A 21,359-nucleotide genomic window follows, 5' to 3' on the forward strand; every position below is an offset into this window, starting at 1 on the left:
ATTATGGAAGTTATATATAATTTTGTAGTAAATATCTTAAAATATTCAAAATAAGGTAACATCAAAGCTTGTATGAGCCAAAGGATAGGTTGGCAAAATATAGTTTCACAAAGAGGTAAAATACAGCACAAATCAGATATCTTCAAAACAGCTAGCTGGGTTATTAGCCACAATAGAACGCTTAATTGATACTAAAAAACGTTTGTTAACTTCTATTGAAGAACTAAGAGCTGTTGGCTTATAACAGCAGAGTAATATGGTTCAAGAAAATTGCTTAAAATTCCCAGCAAGTTTAAACATGCAAATTAGAGCAATAGAGCAAGCATTAAATATTATTATAGGAGACGAATCAAAGTTCAACAAGAACTATCAAATTGCAGCTTCTGTAAGGATTATAGGATTAGTATTTTGGTAATACTAAACAGCCAGCCTCTTATGCTGGAGAGTACGCTTCGAGTATAATTCTAGTAGTAATAAGGGACAAATATCAAGCCTATCTTATAACTACCAAAGCGCCAAAAGCTACCCTACATTTGTATGCCTTAAGCTCAATTGTTCACAATAAGCAGATGCAGCTTTCCTATCAGAAAGAATAGACCTACTGCGAAAGAGGTTGATAAAGAGAGTAGAAAAGGTTAAAATGTAATCCTTGTTATATACTAAAAGGAATAAGTATGCATTTAACCTACACCAGAATAAGCAAGTACCCATACAATTTTAGAAGAATAACTGGATTGAGGCTAGAAACATTTGATAAATTAGTTCAAAAAGTAAGGCCTGTCTTTGAAAAGTTAGAAGCGAGCAAGCTGCGCCATGGACGTCGGAGCCATTTACCTACCTTAGAGGATAAACTGCTCTGTGTTTTGGTATATTACCGCACCTATATTAGCCATGTATTTCTAGGCTACTTATTTAACTTACACAACGCTAACATATGCCGCTTGCTAAGAAAAATGGAGCCCTTACTAGCTAAGAAAATTAGCATTAAAAAAGATAGGACTTTAACCCCAGACAAGGTATTGCGCATATTAGCAGATGTAAGTGAACAGCCTACGCAAAGACCTAGTAAAAAGCAAAAGAAATCTTATTCAGGCAAGAAAAAGAGACATACCATAAAAACAGAGATAGTCATCAGAGAAGATGGGAGAATACTGTCTGTCTCCAAATCACATAAAGGAAGAGTGCATGACTTTAAAATCCGTAAAGGAGAAAAACCCTTACCTAAAGAAAGCTTAAAGCTGGCAGATAGTGGTTATCAAGGCTGGCAAAAGCTACAGAGCAATGTAATGATACCCTACAAAAAGAGCCGTAAGCGGCCATTAACCAAAGAGCAAAAAGACCATAACAGAAAGCTAGCCTCCATACGCATGAAGGTAGAGCATAAGATAAGAGAGATCAAGGTATTTAAAATTATGGCAGAGGTATACAGGAATTTTCAGAAAAAATATAACCTTCGCTTTAACATTATATCCGGGCTTATAAACTTCAAGTACGCTTTTTAACAAATAATGTCGCTAGAGCCAAGCTCCCTTCTTTATTTTATTTAAAATTCTACTCTATTTTACCTCTTTCGCAGTAGGTCTAATTGAAGCAAGAAAACAACCTACCTGTTATCAATGCTATCAGAAATAAGCACCTGGCTTAATAATAACCACCATTAAAAAGTCTCTCTAAAAATTTACGCTTGACATAGAAATGGCACCATTTTTAATCATTTTAATACGGATAAGTGTCTGCTGTTTTTTTAATTTAAATCTTTTGTATTTTTTTATAAACTGTAATATCTATCTCTAGCAGCATAGCTACTGTGTGCCAGTGACCTTTCTCAATACCTATATCCATTGCAGTATTTCCATTATTTGCTTTTACATTTATTATTTCTGTACCATATTTTTTTAAAACTAATATTCTATCAACATCTCCTCTTACTGCAACAATATATATGAGTACTTTACGGCAGCTCTATACCTACAATTCTTTTGACGCAACAGAAGTACTTTATATACTTTTTCTAACAAATTATTACATCTAGTTTTTAACTTGATAAAGCTATAGATGTATTATCTTGCTCTGTGGCATACCCTGCTTATTATAGCTTGAAAAATAACTTAATTAGCTAAGTCGCCTAACACAGACAACGATTAGTAACTTTGTGTTTTTATAGCTGCCTCTTTAACATGCCAAGTTTTGGCATACAGCACAGGATAATACGCTAAGTGTTACACTTATAGATTTAGTGTTAACATATATATAACTTTACTTTATAGTACACAGTTTATAGTTTCAATTACATAAATCAATACAATATGCCAGACCAACCCATTTTAGTTGTAGTAGGAACCAACCGTCCTAACTCATTAACTTCAGCTTTAGCTCACCATTATGCTGAGATCTTAAAAAACAAGTCAGCTTCAGCACAAGTGCTAGAACTCGCTAGCTTACCTCCTGATTTTATGGCTAGTGCTTTACATGAGAATTGTGGGAAAGATAATGCTTTTAATCAAGCTAAATCACAGATGGAGCAAGCACAAAAGTATGTATTTATTGTACCTGATTATAATGCGTCTTTCCCTGGCGTTTTAAAAGCTTTTATTGATGAATTAGAATTTCCTAAAACTTTTGCAGGAAAGAAATGTGCGCTCGTAGGAATTTCAAAAGGATATAGAGGCGGCAGCTTTGCACTTAGCCATCTTACCGATATATTCCATTACCTTAGAATGCATGTATACCCACTTAACTTAACTCTTTCAAGAATAAGTGATAGCAGATTAGAAACCATTTTAGCTAACCCTAGCTATGCTCAACTATTAGAAGAACAAGCAGAAGGTATTATTAACTTTTAAGTATATTCTTGTTTACTTATATTATATATAGTGCTCTTGCTGGCATTGTTAATCTTGGATAGGTAAAGAATTAAAACTGAGCTATATTAACTTAAAATTAATATCTTGGTATAATACAAGTATCCCAATTTAACAATCCCATCTTGCTTCATTAACAGTGCAATAACTAAAAAGAACTATAATCAACTATTTATATCCTTATAAATAATCTTGTGAGTTATGTCTAACGTTAAACACACAAAGCTATACTAAAAATGGAGCATAAATCAACTCCTATAATGTCAATAATTTCTAGTTATATTGAAAGATCGAGTTAATCTGTTTACCCTACTACCTTAAATAAATAAGCCCTATAGAACCCGACCATATAATCAACTTCTAATTTCGAACAAGCTTATAAAAAAAACCAGGCAACTATATTGTTTATATCCACAATAAAGCTTATTATTTAAATATCATTCATTCCCATGTATCGGAAGGTATAGGTATAATTAATACATAAATTTTCAAAATAAGCCTTGTTAAATCTTATAAAATAATCGTTAGTCTTAAAATGTCGCACACGCTAAAAATACGATCACTCAAATTGATAATAAAGCTGACTAGTTTATGCTGCTTATTAACTATAGCTTCTTGTCAGAAAGAATGTAAACCAAGAGCCTTACATCATAAAGAATCAGATTTTAAATTAAAAGTACTTACTAAACACTTAGCCCGGGAAAATAGAAATATAAGATTTAAAGTAGAAAGAAATAAGAGCAGCAATGCTATTTCAAATGGAAGCCTATTTTTACGATTGACTCGTAAAGAAGGGCAAAGTGCTACAATTATGACAAAAACAGGAACAGAACTCGCAGAGATATCACCTGGTTTGTTTGAATATAATATAAAGAGGCTAGACGAAGATATTGATGATTTAGAGATTAAAATAGATGCAGAGAAGGAACAAAGAGCCGTATTCGAACTTGAGCTAGTTTACAACCAAGAATATCAAGGCAAACCTAAGAGAGTAACTTGGGAATACAAAGATATTAGATTAGCTATCAAGGGAATTCCTAGAAAATTATATGATCATAAGAAAGGGCTTCCTTTCAAAATCAAAAGCAAAGGCAAAGACAAGCCAGATGAAGATCAAATTGTACTCACATTTACAAGAAAAGATGGTCACAAAGCTTATATTAAAGGACCAGCAGGCTCGCCAAATTTCAAATCTGACCACCAAGCAGGAATTTTTGAGTTATCTATACAACCAAACGACTTTGTGGAGGCGAACAACACTTTAAGTATTGAAGTTGAACCAGGAGAGACCAAAGCCACATTTGATGTTCAGCTAGCTTATAAAGGTACAAAAATAGGGAAATCTAAGACAATTACCTGGATGGCTAAAAAAATTAACTATTCATTAAAAAATGTAACGCAGGATTTAAGGGGAGATAATAATGATATAGAATTTTCTGTAAAGCTTAAAGGGCATGAGCTAGAAGACCTGGATGATAATCTAATTTTAAGGATAACAAAAACACTTGATAGCAATGCACGCATTATTGGTGCTACAGAAAAAGAAGATGGAGAAATAGATAAAAAAACCGGTAAGTTAAGAACCTTTTTTGAGCTACCCATAACCAAAGAAAATTTAAAAGGACACTTGGAAACAAAAGGTAAAGAACCTATCAAAGGCTTAAGTATAGAAGTAGATAAAGGAGATACATGTGCACAGTTTAAGCTACAGCTAGTCTACAACAATATGAATGTAGGAAAGCATAAACTGGTAACTTGGCGAGCTGCAGATATTAGGCTAGAACTGAAATTTACTAAGGAGAACAAAAAATTGGTAGGTGAAGGAGATGGGCAGATTATTAAATTTAGTATTGATGATAAAGGAAAAGATAGGCCAGAAGAAAGTAGAACAATCCTTAGAATAGAAAGGCTTGTGAATACGAATGCTAAAATAGAACTAGCTACTGCTAAGGCAGCATCTGATACTACTGCATCCAAGTCCCTTGAAGTAGGCCCTGGTATTTTTGAGATACCCCTTACTAATTATGAAATAGAATCTACCTTTATCGATAAACTACGTATAAGCACTCAAAAAGGTGATAAAGAAGCTCAATTTAACGTACAGCTTTTCTATGATGGTATGGAGATAGGCAAGCCTAAAACCATAACTTGGAAAGCTAAAGATGTTAGATTAGAACTAGCTGGCCTTCCTAAAAACAAGAAAATAGTTGGGCGCGAGAATACCAATATAGACTTTAAAGTAAAAAGCAAAGGCAAAGACCAGCCAGAAGCAGAAAAGCCATTAATACTTAGATTTACAAGGATAGAAGGATATGATGCTAAGATAGAGGGTGAAGTTCAAGGAAAAAAAATTGAACCAAAAGGACATGGTGTGTTTGAATTAGAGTTAGACTCCATCAATATAGGCAATACTTTAGCAGGGCTAAATATGGGGCTTAGGGACGGAGAGATCAAGGCTAAATTTGAATTGCAGCTTGTATATGATGGAATAGCAATGGGTCAATCTCAAACTTTAACTTGGGAAGCTGAGCATGTTCAACTTGATATCCAAGACTTAACAGAAAGATTAAGAGGAGATACAACAGATATCAAATTTAAGATAAAAAATAAAGGTAAAAATAATCCAGAAAAAAACGAACTACTTCTCCGCTTAACAAGGAAAAAAGGTTACAATTCTAAAATAGTGTATATAAATGGTGAGGTAGATAAATTTAAGGATAAAGGAGAGGGTTTATATGAGCTTAAAATAAATATTGACCATTTAAACAGAGAAATTGCAGACTTACGAATAGACCCACGTGTTGGAGAAGCCAAAGCTGAGTTTAGATTACAACTTGTTTATGATGGCATCGATATAGGGGACGCCAAAACTTTAATTTGGGAAGAAAAAGATATACAGTTACAACTAACTAACGTACATAACAAACTAGGGGGAGAAGATGATAAAATAAAATTTACCATCGTTAATAAAGGAAAAGATAAGCCGGAAAAAGGTAAGTTATATATAAAGTTTATAAGAAATAAAGGACACCTGGCTAACATAGGTAGAGTATCTACCGGGGAGAATATGGATCCGGGTATGAAGCCAGAGAGCGCCAACGAAACAGGGAAGGGTTTTTTTGAATTTCCATTAAATAGTGATGATATAGGCAATGAGATTGCAGACTTTGTAATACTACCTAGAGAAGGTGAGAGAAAAGCTAAATTTACTATGCAGCTTGTATATGACACTGTAGAAATAGGTAAACCTAAAACCATTACTTGGGTAGAAAAAGTAATAGGATTATATATAACCGAGCTTTCTACTCTATTACGTGGACATGGTGAGGAAAACACTACTATATCCTTTAAAATAAAAAGGGATGCTAAAGATGTACAAGAAAAAAATAGCCTAGAAGAAGGAAAGTTATCAGTTAGGTTTACAAGGAAAGAAGGAAGATCTACTATTAAAGCTAAACCTAATGTAAATGTAACTCCCCTACCATCTAGTGAAAAGTCAGGCATATTTAAATTTAATATTAGCACTACACAACAAGGTAATTTGCTTGAATATTTCATGATAGAGCCTGCAGACTATGAAAAAAAGGCTAGATTTAAAATAGAATTAATTTATGATGGTAAAAAAGTAGGAAACCCACAAGAGGTAATCTGGACACCAAAAGACATTAAGCTTAAGTTGAATGTAGCAAAAAGCCAGATAGGGGGTGATATGAAGCACGAATTTAAACCAACAGATAATATACTAGAATTTACTGTAGATAATAAAGGAAAAGATTCACCGAAACAAGGAGAGTTGATAGTACGAGTTAAAAGAATAAGCGGAATGTATGTAGATATCATTCTTAAAGACCAACCAGGCATTATTGCTAGTAGATTTAAACCAAACTCAAAAGATGGATACTTTGATTACGAGTTAGATGTTAAAAAATTGGGGGTACCGATCAACGACCTAATGATACCTAGTCTAACCGGAGCTAGAGAAGCCTCATTTACTCTTCAGCTTATCTATGAAGGCGTAGCAATAGGCAATACAAAAAATGTGGTTTGGAAAAATATGGCTTTAATAAGAGGAGAAGAAGAGGCCAAAAAAGCCAAGAGAGAAGTGGAGAAACAGAAAAGAGAAGCAGAGAAACAGGAGAGAAAGATACAGAAAGAGAAAGAAAAAGCAGAAAAGGAACGAGAAAAAGCCAAAATAGAAGAAGAAAAAGGTGAAAAGAAGGGAAACTAAAATACGAAAAGTGGGACTTATAAGTAAGATTAAATAAAATTATAGAAATAGTTTAGTGCTATACCTATTAGTAGTAAGTGTGGGGACGAGTATAAACAATACATATGCATTATTTATTACTTATGTCCCATGCTTATAATATTAAAATTGATATAAGTGATATAATTTAGAAATTTGGATGGTTTATGTATTATTAACAATTTTATATAGACAGCTATGTTAGTAAATTTTTATAATTGCTTAAGAATTATAAAATAGCGTTAATAATAATAGCTTTATACAGATATAGATAAGGCCTAAGCACACAATTAAAATTCATAATTTGGTGCTAAAACAATTATTTAATTCACTTTAAAGTATCTATTTTAGCTGTCAATAAAAATGTAAATAAGTAATCTTTAGGTATACCTAATATTTAAGCTAGTGCCACCCTATAATCTTTAAAGGATATATATAAAGAAGTAATGAAAAGCTATTCTTTTGATAAAATACATTCTAGGTTTCAGATAAAGAAATATGTAGTAGGGTTACTGATTCTCTTTTGCATACCTAATATGATGTATGCAAAATCTACCTCCAAGCTAAGGAAGCTTATTAACCCCATACATTTTAATTTTTCCATGGGATATGGTAAAACCTATTATCATAATCAAACTGTGGGAATAGCTGTTATAAAAAAGGACGGCAATCATTATCTACATATTCCTTCCGAAGCAAAGGTAGGATATTTAATCAGATGGTTTAGGCAACCCTATGTTCGAACATTACTATATGAGAATGAGCAAACACTAAGCAGTTTAGCGAATAATACTAATAATCTTTCTATAGGTTTTGAAGGCAAAGGCAATACTTTTCCTATAACATTTAGTGGTCATGTAGATATCTTCAAAAAACTTAGAGTTGAATTAGGAAGTAGTATTTGTATACATTTCATTAAAATATTACAACCCGAAGAGAGATACCGAGAAGACTTAGGTGACTATGTTGATCCAATAGGAATGCACTATGTACTAAAAGCTTACTTGATGCCAAGTTTTAAACTACTAGAAAATAATGCTTATACACTATTACTTAATACACAAGTAAGCTTAAACTTTACTTATGGAAATATTATAAAAGATGCTACAGCAGCTCACAACTGGATTGCGCCTGTTCCTGTAGGAATAGGATTAACGCTGGAGAAACATATTTCAGAATATTTTAGCCTATTTGGTAGACTCATGTATGAGCATAGCAATACTGTAGATAAGATTTTACCTAATAATTCTACTAAGTTAGTAAGCCTAAATCAACAAAGTATATTTTTTCAGGTAGGTTTCACTATTAACTGTCCTGAAATACCTAGATGTCCTTTACCTGGCTGTAATATAGATGTCAAACACAAACACTCAAACAAAGCTTATCGTGGAGTTTCTATGTTTACAGGAAAAAATTATTTAGGGGACAGATTATATAATAAATAGTACAGCTATAATACTGTATTCTATATAAAAAATTAGCTTAAATGTTATTTTTTCTTGTTAAGAAAAACATTTTGGCTATATTAGCAATTAGAGTAATATTTTAAATAGTTTAAAAACTGAGAATATGAATCAATTTGAGAGCCTATTGAAGCATGTAAAAGGCTTAGAAGACGATTTTGCAAAATTCTATGATAAGGGTAACAAAACAGCTGGGACTCGTATCAGAAAAGGTATGCAAGATCTAAAAGAAATGGCACAACGTATCAGACTTGATGTACAAAACAGAAAGAATGACGGTGCGTAGTTTAAATTAAGCATTTACATAACATGTTATAAAAAGGGTTCTTGAGGAACCCTTTTTATGTTATATATATTACACATCAATACACGTTCACAGGTCTACCACCTTTAAAATAAATCCAAAACGAATATTTTATTTAGCAACCACCTATAAAAACTATTGTTGGTGGTTAGTATTTAGTATATGGTTGATTTTAAGCACTGTTAAAATAATAGACCTGCTGCGAAAGAAGAAATTGATAAATACACTAGATTTTCCAGAGTTAAATTCACTATTTGTAAAAATTTAACCTGCGTTTCACATGCTTTAAATGCATATTTTCATTTCTTGTATTTTCTCAATTATGCAAAATGCACCTCTGCTTTTTTATAACAGTTGTTTCGCAGTAGGTCTAATATAAGTCCCTTGGTGAAGGTAGTAATATTTCAGTGAAAAAGGTGAGGGTTTTTGCTGTATTGTTCCTCTAATTGACAAGGAGTTTTACCCCTCAATACCTTGAGCCTACGAGAAAAATTATAAGCTAACAAGAATAAGCTAACAAGAAACCATTTAAGTGGTGCTCTAATTGCTGATGGCTACTATAATAATAGCTTTGTACAGTGGCTTGCTTAATAGTCCTATTCATTTGCTCTACCTGACCATTAGTCCATGGATGTCCCACCTGCGCTCTTCTATTTTCAATGTCCTCTTGCTTACAAATGCAATCAAACATATGCTCAAGTGCTAAATCTCCTTCTTTTCTATTTGTAAACTGCACACCATTATCAGTAAGTATCTTATGGATCTTATAAGGAACAAAACCTCTCAAGTCTTGTAAAAAGCCTACTGCTGCCGATTTAGAAACAAATTCATATAGACTAGTATAGAAAAACTTACTAGTCCTATCTATTGCCACAGACAAATATGGTTTGCCTTGTGCTGTTTGCATTTCTGCTATGTCTATATGAAAATAACGGGTGGTTTAAGCTTTAAACTGCTTCTTAACTGCTTTTCTCCTTAGCCTGTCCTTTCTCTAGCTTAGGACAGCCATGACGCTGAAAAACAGCGATGCAAAGTAGAACGCGATAAGTGAGGTATAGTTTCTTGTAGGGTGTATAGACAATCATCCAAGGGCAATGGGGTCAGCTTTCTAAAAGCAAATAACAACTTGTTCTTCTTGCTGGGTTAACACCTTAGAACGCCTTACCTTAGGTTCCATGGGTGAATCTTGGGAAGTAGTTCTGTTTTTTCATTTAGCTATTGTTTTATGATTAACTCCATATTATCTAGCAAGGGTTGCTATATTCTCTTCTGATAACTGTATTTCTCTGCAGTTTTTCTATGTTGTCCTGGCGCATTGATGTAGTAGTTATCCCATAATTTTTTACTTGGTTTTTATCGCTAATAACATCCTTACTAATATAACCACAATTGTTAGGGATAAAACATCCCTAGTATAACCAAAATAAGTGTAATTTTTAATTTTCAGTATTTATGATTAGTTGATTAGTTGAGAAGAAAGTAACCTAAAGAGAGCACTACAGTTACATTAATGAAATAACAAAATCAGCAATAGCTTTATAAAATTGGCTATCTGTAATAGCTAACTCTTTTAAGAGAGAGTAGGTAGCAGATACAGATTCTAATACTAATTTATCAACATAATAAGGAATGTGCGTTTTACCTTGAGGGGTAAGCAAGTAATTTGTGTTGCCTGTCTGTTTATAAGCATGTTCATGATATGGAATACATTTTACATCTATTCGATACTTAGTGGTAATTCCTTTAATAGAAGGTATATTATCATAATAAAGTAGACTACCTGCTTTAGGTATTATATTCGACAAATTACTTAGTGAACTAATATACTTCTCTAAAAGTATATCAGTTTTACAGTAATCCATATCTATACCAGTTATAAGCACAATATGTGGCTCATAAACCAAGCATTCTATACGTTGGTCAACAGAAGAAATAGCCTGTATATTTGCTTTTAAGAATATAACTGGCGCATCACTTAATTTAACAGAAATATCTAGTTGAGAAATGTTGGCTATGTAGTCAAACGCACGTCCACAGTATCTCATAACATGTATAGCCATAGCAAGAACCATATCTGTTACTTTTGGATCTCCTACAACAACAATACGTTGTTTATCTTTTATAAATTGTTGATAAATATATTCGGTGTAAGAATAAATAGGAAGGCCTAATTCTTGTGCAGCCTTTAATTCAACATTATCATTATCTATTTCTCTACCAATAACAATGCATTCTATTAAGCTGCCAATATTACTTTTAGAAAAGCCATACTGGTTGGGTAGAATATTCTGGTAAGCAAGCCGACTTGATATATCTTCTCTAAGATTTGTTGCACTACTACCTGTTACTACATACCCTTGCTCACGTAACACCAGAGCCAAATCTGCCATAATAGCTTCGCCTATGCCTATAAAGTGAATGCTCTTATGCATAATTAAAAAATTCTCCTATTAAGTTAAGTATTCCCTATAATGAAAAGAGTATGATATGTACATAGATATACACAGCTATTACACAAACAAGTGTAGTTTTACTATATCCTTTAACAAATCTCTATACAAGCAGACAGTCAACAAAACTACCACCCTTTTTGCTTTACAAACAAGTATATGCAACCAACAATAAGCTTGCTACGAAGACAATTACTAAGTAGATTAATTAATTTTTAGCAATTGTTAAATAAGATACTCTTGTTATAAAAAATAGCAATTTTAAATCAATACAGCTTGGTTCTAGCTCTTTACCTATCTAAGATTAACAACACGCAATTTTTAATATCTAATCTTATTATTTTACAAAAGTTAATTTGCTTTTTTATACTTTAAGTACACATTTTATCTCTTGTATTTTTGTTAATTGTATAGAATGGAGCACATTTTTTTCTTGACAGCCATTCTGCACCATATATAATACAAAACTACTTAATAGAAAATATGCTTTCTATATACTTCAAAGAGCCAAGGCTTTAATTGGGCCCTGGCTCATTAAGTGTATTTATTAATGGGCTAACCTATATTCTTATATAATTTTATACATCAATAAGCTACTCATTTATAATTCTAGTATTCTATTTCTATATATTATCAGTAGCTGCCTGCTTTTCTCTTGAGGCAACTAAGTTTTCATAATCTTCTCTTAACCCTATAATCATTTTACTATAACGAGGTAGCCCAGTACCAGTAGGTATTAAATGCCCTACAATAACATTTTCCTTCAGGCCTTGTAAACGATCTCTTTTTCCTCTTATAGCAGCCTCGCTTAACACCCTAGTGGTATCTTGGAATGATGCAGCAGAGATAAAGCTTTTTGTGTCTAAAGATGCTTGTGTAATACCTTGTAATTTTAGACGTGCAATAGCTGGCTGTGCATCTCTGGCTTGTACAAGCGATAATTTATCTCTTTTCAGGTTACTATTTTCCTCATGTAAGGCCCTAGCAGTAATAATTTGTCCAACTCTTAGTACACTAGAACTTCCAGCATCAATTACTACTTTTTTATCTAACAGTTGATCGTTTCCTTCTCTAAATGTAAACTTAGAAACAGTTTGTCCAGGTAAGAATGTAGTGTCTCCTGATTCAATAACTTCTAACTTACTAAGCATCTGCCTAATAATAACTTCTATATGTTTATCATTAATCTTAACACCTTGCAAGCGGTATACAGCCTGTAGCTCTTTAGCAATATATTCTTGTACTGCTATAGGCCCTTTAATGTGTAGAATGCTACTAGGTGAAGTATTACCATCAGAGATAGGGTAACCTGCTTTAATGTAGTCGTTATCCTGTACTAGTATGTGCTTAGAAAGGGGTACTAAATACTTCCTTCTTATACCATCTTTAGATTCGACAAAAATTTCACGGCTACCTCTTTTTATAGGACCATATGTAACAAAGCCATCAATTTCACTTACAATAGATGGGTTAGATGGATCTCTAGCCTCAAATAACTCTGTAACCCTAGGTAGACCTCCTGTAATATCTTTAGACAAGCTAACAACTCTAGGTATTTTTACAAGTGGATGACCTGCCTTAATTTTTGTACCATCTTCTACTATCAAGCGTGCTTTTACAGGTATGTTATAGTTAATAGCTTCTCCTGAAGAACCTTTTACAGTTATGCTAGGGTTCTTAGTTTTATCTTTAGATTCAATAATTACCTTTTCTTTATAGCCTGTTTGCTCATCATACTCCTCTTTATAAGTAATACCTTCTTCTATAGAGTGGAACTCAATTTCTCCATCAATACTTGTTAAGATAACAGCATTATATGGATCCCAATAGCATATTTCCTGTCCCTTTTCTATTAACTCACCTTGTTTAACACGTAGATAGGCACCATAAGGTACGTGTTTATGCATGAGTATCCTATTATCTTGAGGATTTAACAGTCGTACTTCACAAGATCTACTAATAATTACATCTAATTGTTCACCTTGTGGATTAGTAGTTTTTATAGTGTTAAAATCTTCAAACTGTAGAACTCCCTTATCTGTGGCTTGTATATTAGATTCAACACCTATGCTGGATGCAGCACCCCCTACGTGGAATGTCCTTAAAGTTAACTGCGTACCAGGCTCACCGATAGATTGTGCAGCAATAACGCCAACAGCCTCTCCTATCTGAACTAGTTTGCCAGTAGATAAGTTTCTACCATAACATTTAGTACAAATACCTCTTCTGGTCTCACAAGTCAATACAGATCTTACTTCTATGCTTTCAATACCTACTGATTCAATATAAGCAGCTATTTCTTCGGTAATTTCTTCTCCTGCATTAACTAATAGATTATTAGTAACAGGATCATAAATATCATTTAAGCTAATTCTACCTAGCGTACGCTCAGAAATAGACTCTGCTACCTCATCTTTATTAATTGAAGTGGTAATAGTTACACCACGCAATGTGCCACAATCTTCTTCTGTTGTAATTACATCTTGCGCTACATCTACCAACCTCCTAGTAAGATAACCGGCATCTGCTGTTTTAAGTGCCGTATCTGCCAATCCTTTCCTAGCACCGTGTGTGGAAATAAAGTATTCAAGGACGTCCAAGCCCTCTTTAAAGTTAGAAAGAATTGGATTTTCAATAATTTCACCTACAGAACCTTGTAGCTGCTTTTGAGGTTTCCCCATCAGTCCACGCATACCACCTAACTGACGAACCTGCTCTCTAGATCCTCTAGCTCCCGAGTTCATCATCATAAAGATAGAGTTAAAGCCTTGTCTATCTTCTTCTAATTCTTGCATCAAGAATACAGTTACTTGTGTGTTAACACGTGTCCAAATATCAATGATTTGGTTATAACGCTCATTGTCTGTAATAAGACCCATTAAGTAGTTCTCTTGCACAGCATTCACCTCTCTTTGGGCCTGTTCAATTAGCTCAAACTTAATAGTAGGAACTTTGATATCATCTAGAGCAAAGCTTACGCCTGCCTTATAAGCATTACGGAAACCTAATGATTTTACATCATCTAAGAATTGAGTAGCCCTTGAAGTACCCACCAACCTATAAACTTGGCTGGTAATATGTTGTAACTTTTTACTGGTGAGCAACTCGTTAATAAATCCCAGTTCCTCTGGCACATATTGATTGAAAACTACCCTCCCTGCAATGGTATCAACTATATGCTCAATCGTCTCTCCCTGTTCATCTTTGTCTTTAATTTTTACCTTAACCAAAGCATGAATAGAAACTTGGCCCGTATCAATACCAATAATGACTTCTTGTGCTGAGAAGAAGGTCATGCCCTCTCCTTTTACTGGATGTTCTGGGGTACTTTTTCTACCTTTTGTTAGATAGTATAATCCCAATATCATATCCTTGGTTGGTACAGCTAGTGGTGTACCATTAGCTGAGTTAAGGATATTGTGAGAAGCCAACATAATAAGAGATGCTTCCGCAATTGCCTCGTGGCTTAAAGGAACGTGTACTGCCATTTGGTCTCCATCAAAGTCTGCGTTAAAGGCCGCACAAACTAAAGGATGAAGCTGAATGGCCTTACCTTCGATTAACTTAGGTTGGAAAGCTTGTATACTGAGTCTGTGTAGTGTTGGAGCACGATTTAGTAGTATCGGATGGCCTTTTAATACATTCTCTAAGATATCCCAAACAACCGGTGTCTTTTTTTCAACTAGCTTTTTAGCTGATTTAACCGTTTTAACAATGCCCCTTTCAATTAGCCTTCTAATAATGAAAGGTTTGAATAGCTCGGCAGCCATGTCTTTAGGCAAGCCACATTCGTGTAGTTTTAATTCTGGGCCTACAACAATTACAGATCTACCTGAATAGTCTACACGTTTTCCTAACAAGTTCTGACGGAAACGTCCTTGCTTTCCTTTTAAGATATCACTAAATGATTTTAGTACTCTTGATCCTTCAGCAACAACAGTATTGACTTTTCTAGAATTATCAAATAAGGAATCCACAGCTTCTTGTAGCATCCTCTTTTCATTTCTTAAGATAACTTCAGGAGCTTTAATATCAATAAGTCTTTTAAGCCTGTTGTTTCTAATAATAACTCTTCTGTAAAGATCATTAAGATCAGAGGTAGCAAATTTACCTCCGTCTAGTGGAACAAGTGGCCTTAGTTCCGGTGGTATAACAGGAATAATACGCATCACCATCCATTCTGGGCGATTTGCTATTCTTGTCTTAGCATCTCTGAAGGCTTCTACTATTTTCAGCCTCTTTAAAGCTTCTATTCTACGCTGCTGAGAGGTATCTGTATGCGCTTGTTCGCGTAGTTCAGAGGATAAAGTGTCTAAGTCTATACGTGATAGCATGAATTCCAATGCTTCAGCTCCCATTTTAGCAATAAATTTCTTAGGATCGCTATCATCTAAAAGCTGGTTCTCGCGTGGTAGTGAATCTAGTATATCTAGATACTCTTCTTCAGTTAAGAAATCCATGTAGCTAAGCCCCTCTTCTGCCTTGATGCCTGGCTGTACTACTACATATCTTTCGTAGTAAATAATTTGGTCAAGTTTTTTTGTAGGAAACCCCAGTAAGTTACCAATTTTACTTGGCAAAGACCTAAAATACCATGTATGTGCTACAGGTATAACTAGCTCAATATGTCCTGTTCTTTCCCTTCTAACCTTTTTTTCAGTTACTTCAACCCCACAACGATCGCATATAATACCTTTATACCTAATTCTTTTATACTTTCCACAATGGCATTCCCAATCCTTTACAGGGCCAAATATTCTTTCGCAGAATAGACCTTTCATTTCAGGTTTATAAGTCCTGTAATTAATGGTTTCTGGCTGAGTAACTTCTCCACGAGATCTCTCTAAGATTGATTCTGGAGAAGCAAGACTAATAATAATTTCTGAGAAATCAGATTTAACTCTTGTGTCTTTTCTTGCTAGCATATGTGTTTGTCTAGAAGTCTATTGGTTAATGGTTATGTAAGGATATAGTGTCCTTAACTTATTTAAGTGTAATCTCCAACCCTAGTCCTCTCAATTCATGAATTAGTACGTTAAAGGATTCTGGTATTCCTGGTTTAGGGAAACTGGTACCTTTTACGATAGCTTCATAAGCTTTTGAACGTCCTACTACATCATCCGATTTTATAGTTAACATTTCTTGTAAGATGTGTGCTGCACCAAAAGCTTCTAGTGCCCACACTTCCATCTCTCCAAAACGTTGTCCTCCAAATTGCGATCTACCGCCTAGTGGCTGTTGGGTAATTAAAGAGTACGGTCCAATAGAACGCGCATGCATTTTATCATCCACTAAGTGGTCTAGTTTTAACATGTATATAACACCCACCGTAATTTGCTGATCAAATTTCTCTCCAGTAAGGCCATCATATAAATCAGCTTTTCCAAATGCTGGCAGATTAGCTTCTGCTAATTCTTTGCTTACATCTTCTATAGTAGCACCGTCAAAAATAGGAGTAGCATATTTCCTACCTAGCTTTTCACCAGCCCACCCTAAAAGGGTTTCATAAATCTGCCCCAAGTTCATACGAGAAGGTAATCCAAGCGGGCTCAATACGATATCTACAGGTGTTCCATCTTCTAGGAAAGGCATATCTTCCTCTCTTACTACTTTAGCAACAATCCCCTTGTTACCATGTCTACCAGCCATCTTATCACCAGCTTGTAGTTTACGTTTATTGGCAACGTATACTTTTGCTAATTTAAGAATACCTGTAGGTAACTCGTCCCCTATTTCTAAAGCAAATTTCTCTCTTCTAAAATCTCCTATTAGCATATTCCTTTTGGTATTATAATTAGCTACCAAAGTTTTAACTAGTTCATTTTTCCTTTTATTGTCTGTCCAGTTATCAAGAATAACTTCACCTATTAAGTTGGTTTCTTCAGGGATATTATAATAGCTTTCGTCCCTGTATAAGTTTTTGCCTGGGAACAAGTTCTTTTCAATTAGCTCAGCAGTAAGCGGCTTACCTTTTGCTATTAACTCATCACCAAATTGATGATAAACACCTTGCGACTTTTCGCTTTCTAATAGCTTGCCTAGTTTACCTATCATAATTGCACGCAGGTTTGTTAATTGTTTTGCATGCGATTTTTTCAGTAGTTCTAGTTCCTTTTTTGATTTAGCACGAGAATTCTTATCGCTTTTAGGCTTTGAGAATAATCGTGTCTTAATAACTACACCTTGCATAGAAGGCGGAACTTTCAGAGAAGCATCTTTTACATCTCCTGCTTTATCACCAAAGATAGCGCGTAAAAGCTTTTCTTCAGGACTAGGATCAGCTTCTCCTTTAGGCGTTATTTTTCCAATTAATACATCTCCTTCTTTAATAGAAGTACCAACCGCGACAATTCCATTTTTGTCTAAATTAGTTAATGCTTCTTCGCTTAAATTAGGAATTTCAGCTGTTAATTCTTCTTCACCAAGCTTAGTGTCTCTTGCTTCCATAGTGAACTCTTCTATATGAATAGAAGTAAACACGTCGTCTCTAACTATTCTTTCTGAAATAACAATAGCATCCTCGTAGTTATAACCCTGCCAAGACATAAAAGCCACCTTTAAATTACGGCCTAAAGCTAGCTCACCATTCTCTGTTGCATATCCTTCGCATAAGATTTGTCCTTGCTTTACACGATCACCTTTAGCTACGATAGGCCTTAGGTTAATACAAGTACCTTGGTTGGTACCTTTCATTTTAAGCAAAGGATAAGTTATAGAAGCTCTTTCAAAGGATACTAGTTTTTCGTCTTCATTAAGATCATAATTAACTATAATTTTATTCGCATCTACATACTCTATTACACCATCCTTTTCAGCACGCACCAATCCTCTGAAATCATGGGCTATGTGCTGTTCTATACCTGTACCAATAATAGGTGCCTCGGGCTTAATGAGTGGCACGGATTGACGCTGCATGTTTGAACCCATGAGCGCACGGCTCGCATCATTATGCTCTAAGAATGGAATAAGTGAAGCAGATATGGACACAATTTGGTTAGGTGCTATATCCATATAAGTAATGTCCTCTGGCCCTACGATTGGGAAATCTCCTGCATATCTTGTTTTTACCTTTTCTTCTATAAAATGTCCTTTTTCATTGATTTGAGAATTAGCCTGTGCAATTTTTACTTTATCTTCTTGCTCAGCAGTAAGGTATTGAGTATTTCCTTCTACATCTACTACACCATTCTGTACCTTTCTATAGGGAGTTACAATAAATCCCATTTCATTAATTCTCGCATGTACAGATAAAGAAGATATCAAACCAATATTAGGCCCTTCAGGTGTTTCAACAGGACACAGACGCCCGTAGTGTGTGTAATGGATATCCCTGATTTCAAAGCCTGCTCGGTCTCTAGAAAGTCCACCAGGCCCTAGCGCAGATATCCTACGTTTATGGGTAACCTCTGATAAAGGGTTAACTTGGTCCATAAACTGAGATAATGGATTAGTACCAAAGAAAGTATTGATAACCGATGAAAGTGTCCTGGCATTTACTAGGTCACTAGGCTTGAACTCTTCATTATCTCTTACATTCATCCTTTCTCGGATGGTACGTGCCATTCTAGATAGCCCTAATTCAAATTGAGTATAAAGCTGTTCGCCTACAGTACGTAATCTCCTATTACTTAAATGGTCTATGTCGTCTACTGTAGCTTTAGAATTAATAAGTCCAAGTAAGTATTTAACAATATGTAGGATATCTTCTTTTGTAAGAACACTAACATCCATGGCTATATTAATGCCTAGCTTAGTATTGATTTTATAACGTCCAACTTCACCTAAGCTGTATCTTTTAGTACTAAAAAACAAGCTTTGTATAGCCTCACGTGCTGTTTGTTCATCAGGTGGTTCAGAGCTACGAAGCTGGCGATATATTTGCTCTACAGCTTCTTTCTCGGAGTTGGCATTATCTTTATGTAAAGTATTATATATAATTTCGTAGTCAGCAATATTAATATCTTCTCTATACAATACAACAGAAGAACTGCCAGACTGCAATATAAGCTCTACAGCAGTTTCATCAAGAATGGAGTTTCTTTCTAAGACCACTTCATTACGATCTAGTGTAATAACTTCACCGGTGTCCTCATCTATAAAGTCTTCGGACCAAGACCTAAGTACTCTTGCAGCCAACTTTCTACCAATATGTTGGTTTAAAGTAGATTTAGTAACCTTTATTTCTTCAGATAATTCAAAAAGGTCTAAAATTTCTTTATCAGTACCATAGCCAATAGCCCTTAAAAGGGTAGTTATTGGGAATTTCTTCTTACGGTCTATATAGGCATACATGATGTTATTAACATCCGTAGCAAATTCTATCCAAGCACCTTTGAAAGGTATAATACGAGCAGAGTATAGCTTAGCACCGCTAATGTGTTTACTTTGAGCAAAAAATACGCCAGGAGATTTATGTATTTGAGAGACAACCACACGTTCTGCTCCATTGATTATAAAGGAGCCTTGTGAGGTCATATAAGGAATATTGCCTAAAAAAACTTCTTGCTCTATAGTTTCAAACTCATCATCATCATTATCATTACGTAGTAGCCTTAATTTTGCTTTAAGAGGTACAGAATAAGTTACTCCCCTTTCCACACATTCTCTGGGTTCATACTTAGGAGCATCAAGGTTATAGTCAATGAATTCTAGTACAAAATTTCCTCTGGAATCTTCTATGGGAAAGTGTTCTCTAAATACTTTGTGTAGCCCTTCATCAATTCTTTTTTCAGGTGGCGTACCTAGTTGGAAAAAATCATTAAATGACTTAAGTTGTATTTCAAGGAAGTCCGGATATTCAGAAACACTTTGAGTGGCAGCAAAACTGATTCTTGAACTTTTCATTTTATTCTTTTCTATCAAGGCTATAGAGATTAAAATTGTGTATAACAGAATTGCTGTACTCCTTAGATGCGTATAGTTATTTACGCATCGTAGGGGTACAGCGTGTTAATATATTGCTAGGTAATTTAAACCTAAAATCAATACTTTTGATAACTGCTATAAGAATCAATATAATTGTCTTCAATAGGCAGTAACTTAGGTTAAATACTTATTTTAGCTCAACTTCAGCACCTGCTTCTTCTAATTTGCTTTTTAAAGACTCGGCCTCAGCTTTAGGGGCACCTTCTTTGATAGGCTTAGGGGCAGCATCAACAAGATCTTTAGCTTCCTTAAGACCTAACCCAGTTAAATCCTTAACTAGTTTTACAACAGACAATTTAGAAGCACCTGCTGATTTTAATATTACATCAAAGTGTGTTTTTTCCTCAGCAGCTTTACTATCACCACCTTGTGCACCACCGCCTGCAACTACTACAGGAGCTGCTGCCGCAGGCTCAATTCCATGTTCTTCTTTTAATATAGCTGCTAATTCATTAACTTCTTTTACAGTTAAGTTAACAAGCTGTTCTGCAAATTTTTTTAGATCTGACATTTTCCTCAAAGTTTAGTTAAATAAATAATAAAAAATATAGCTTAGCTCTTATTCACTTCTATCTCCTAATGTTTTTATAATTCCTGACAGCTGATTCTTGCCACTTTGTAATGCTGACAATACATTTGCCATTGGAGATTGGAGTAGCGTAATAATTTCTCCAATAAGTACTTGTTTGGATTTTAACTGACTTAGAGCTTCTAAGTTTTCATCTCCAACAAATAATTCACCGTCTATATAGGCACCTTTAAGAATAGGCCTATCTAGATTTTTTTGTTTTCTAAACTCTTTAACAAGTTTAGCAGGTACGCTGGCAGTTTCATTAAAGAATAAGATACCTGAAAATCCTTTTAATACTTCGTCACGCAATGATGTATAAACATCACTAGCCATATGAGGAACTTCATCCAAAGCTTTTAGTATTAATGTATTCTTAGCAACCTTATATGTTACGCCTGCTTGGTGACAATCTCTTCTAAATTGATTGGTCGCTTGTACAGAAAGTTTAGTAGAATCTACTATATAAAAGCAATCATGGCTCTTAAAACTTTCTGTCAATTGTTGTATAATTGCGGTTTTTTCTTTGCGGTTCATTTTGT

At 34.5% G+C, this 21,359-nt stretch carries 10 protein-coding genes and 1 pseudogene; 5 read left to right on the forward strand and 6 right to left on the reverse strand.

Annotation, left to right across the window (positions count from 1 at the left end):
• Positions 1-674: 674 nt before the first annotated feature.
• The 5 genes from AASI_RS07100 (at position 675) to AASI_RS07120 (ending at position 8,856) form a co-directional block, all read left to right on the forward strand.
• Entirely contained in the window at positions 675-1,502 is an 828-nt protein-coding gene (locus AASI_RS07100) for an IS5-like element ISCaa6 family transposase (RefSeq protein ID WP_012472753.1), read from the forward strand.
• A gap of 804 nt (positions 1,503-2,306) precedes the next feature.
• The gene (locus AASI_RS07105) at positions 2,307-2,843 is read left to right on the forward strand and encodes an NADPH-dependent FMN reductase (protein ID WP_012473429.1); all 537 of its coding nucleotides are present in this window, start codon (positions 2,307-2,309) and stop codon (positions 2,841-2,843) included.
• 586 nt (positions 2,844-3,429) lie between these two features.
• Positions 3,430-7,089, forward strand: a complete 3,660-nt coding sequence (locus tag AASI_RS07110; RefSeq protein WP_012473430.1) for a hypothetical protein — start codon at positions 3,430-3,432, stop codon at positions 7,087-7,089.
• A gap of 464 nt (positions 7,090-7,553) precedes the next feature.
• Positions 7,554-8,552, forward strand: coding sequence for a hypothetical protein (locus tag AASI_RS07115; RefSeq protein WP_012473431.1), 999 nt, complete (start codon positions 7,554-7,556; stop codon positions 8,550-8,552).
• A 124-nt stretch (positions 8,553-8,676) separates the two neighbouring features.
• Positions 8,677-8,856, forward strand: coding sequence for a hypothetical protein (locus AASI_RS07120; RefSeq protein ID WP_012473432.1), 180 nt, complete (start codon positions 8,677-8,679; stop codon positions 8,854-8,856).
• 388 nt (positions 8,857-9,244) lie between these two features.
• Here AASI_RS07120 and AASI_RS07125 read toward each other — a convergent pair.
• The 6 genes and pseudogenes from AASI_RS07125 to rplJ all read right to left on the reverse strand — a co-directional run bounded on the left by AASI_RS07125 (position 9,245) and on the right by rplJ (position 21,354).
• Positions 9,245-10,156 (reverse strand): annotated as a pseudogene (locus AASI_RS07125) (IS481 family transposase).
• A gap of 220 nt (positions 10,157-10,376) precedes the next feature.
• Complete coding sequence (locus tag AASI_RS07130) at positions 10,377-11,306, reverse strand: Mur ligase domain-containing protein (RefSeq protein ID WP_044282902.1); 930 nt, start codon at positions 11,304-11,306, stop codon at positions 10,377-10,379.
• A gap of 641 nt (positions 11,307-11,947) precedes the next feature.
• Positions 11,948-16,249, reverse strand: a complete 4,302-nt coding sequence (gene rpoC, locus AASI_RS07135) for a DNA-directed RNA polymerase subunit beta' (protein ID WP_012473433.1) — start codon at positions 16,247-16,249, stop codon at positions 11,948-11,950.
• Positions 16,250-16,307: 58 nt separating this feature from the next.
• Positions 16,308-20,168 (reverse strand): DNA-directed RNA polymerase subunit beta, encoded by a 3,861-nt coding sequence (gene rpoB, locus AASI_RS07140; protein ID WP_012473434.1) that lies wholly within the window; start codon positions 20,166-20,168, stop codon positions 16,308-16,310.
• Positions 20,169-20,376: 208 nt separating this feature from the next.
• On the reverse strand, positions 20,377-20,760 hold the full coding sequence (gene rplL / locus AASI_RS07145; protein ID WP_012473435.1) for a 50S ribosomal protein L7/L12: 384 nt from the start codon (positions 20,758-20,760) through the stop codon (positions 20,377-20,379).
• Positions 20,761-20,808: 48 nt separating this feature from the next.
• Complete coding sequence (gene rplJ, locus AASI_RS07150; RefSeq protein WP_012473436.1) at positions 20,809-21,354, reverse strand: 50S ribosomal protein L10; 546 nt, start codon at positions 21,352-21,354, stop codon at positions 20,809-20,811.
• Positions 21,355-21,359 lie beyond the last annotated feature (5 nt).

This window comes from Candidatus Amoebophilus asiaticus 5a2, assembly GCF_000020565.1.
Taxonomy (GTDB): domain Bacteria; phylum Bacteroidota; class Bacteroidia; order Cytophagales; family Amoebophilaceae; genus Amoebophilus; species Amoebophilus asiaticus.

Coding starts and splice junctions, on each gene's coding strand:
- rplJ (WP_012473436.1), bottom strand. CDS start 21,354: ATGAACCGCAAAGAAAAAACCGCAATTATACAACAATTGACAGAAAGT.
- rpoC (WP_012473433.1), bottom strand. CDS start 16,249: ATGCTAGCAAGAAAAGACACAAGAGTTAAATCTGATTTCTCAGAAATT.
- AASI_RS07120 (WP_012473432.1), top strand. CDS start 8,677: ATGAATCAATTTGAGAGCCTATTGAAGCATGTAAAAGGCTTAGAAGAC.
- AASI_RS07100 (WP_012472753.1), top strand. CDS start 675: ATGCATTTAACCTACACCAGAATAAGCAAGTACCCATACAATTTTAGA.
- AASI_RS07115 (WP_012473431.1), top strand. CDS start 7,554: ATGAAAAGCTATTCTTTTGATAAAATACATTCTAGGTTTCAGATAAAG.
- rpoB (WP_012473434.1), bottom strand. CDS start 20,168: ATGAAAAGTTCAAGAATCAGTTTTGCTGCCACTCAAAGTGTTTCTGAA.
- AASI_RS07130 (WP_044282902.1), bottom strand. CDS start 11,306: ATGCATAAGAGCATTCACTTTATAGGCATAGGCGAAGCTATTATGGCA.
- rplL (WP_012473435.1), bottom strand. CDS start 20,760: ATGTCAGATCTAAAAAAATTTGCAGAACAGCTTGTTAACTTAACTGTA.
- AASI_RS07105 (WP_012473429.1), top strand. CDS start 2,307: ATGCCAGACCAACCCATTTTAGTTGTAGTAGGAACCAACCGTCCTAAC.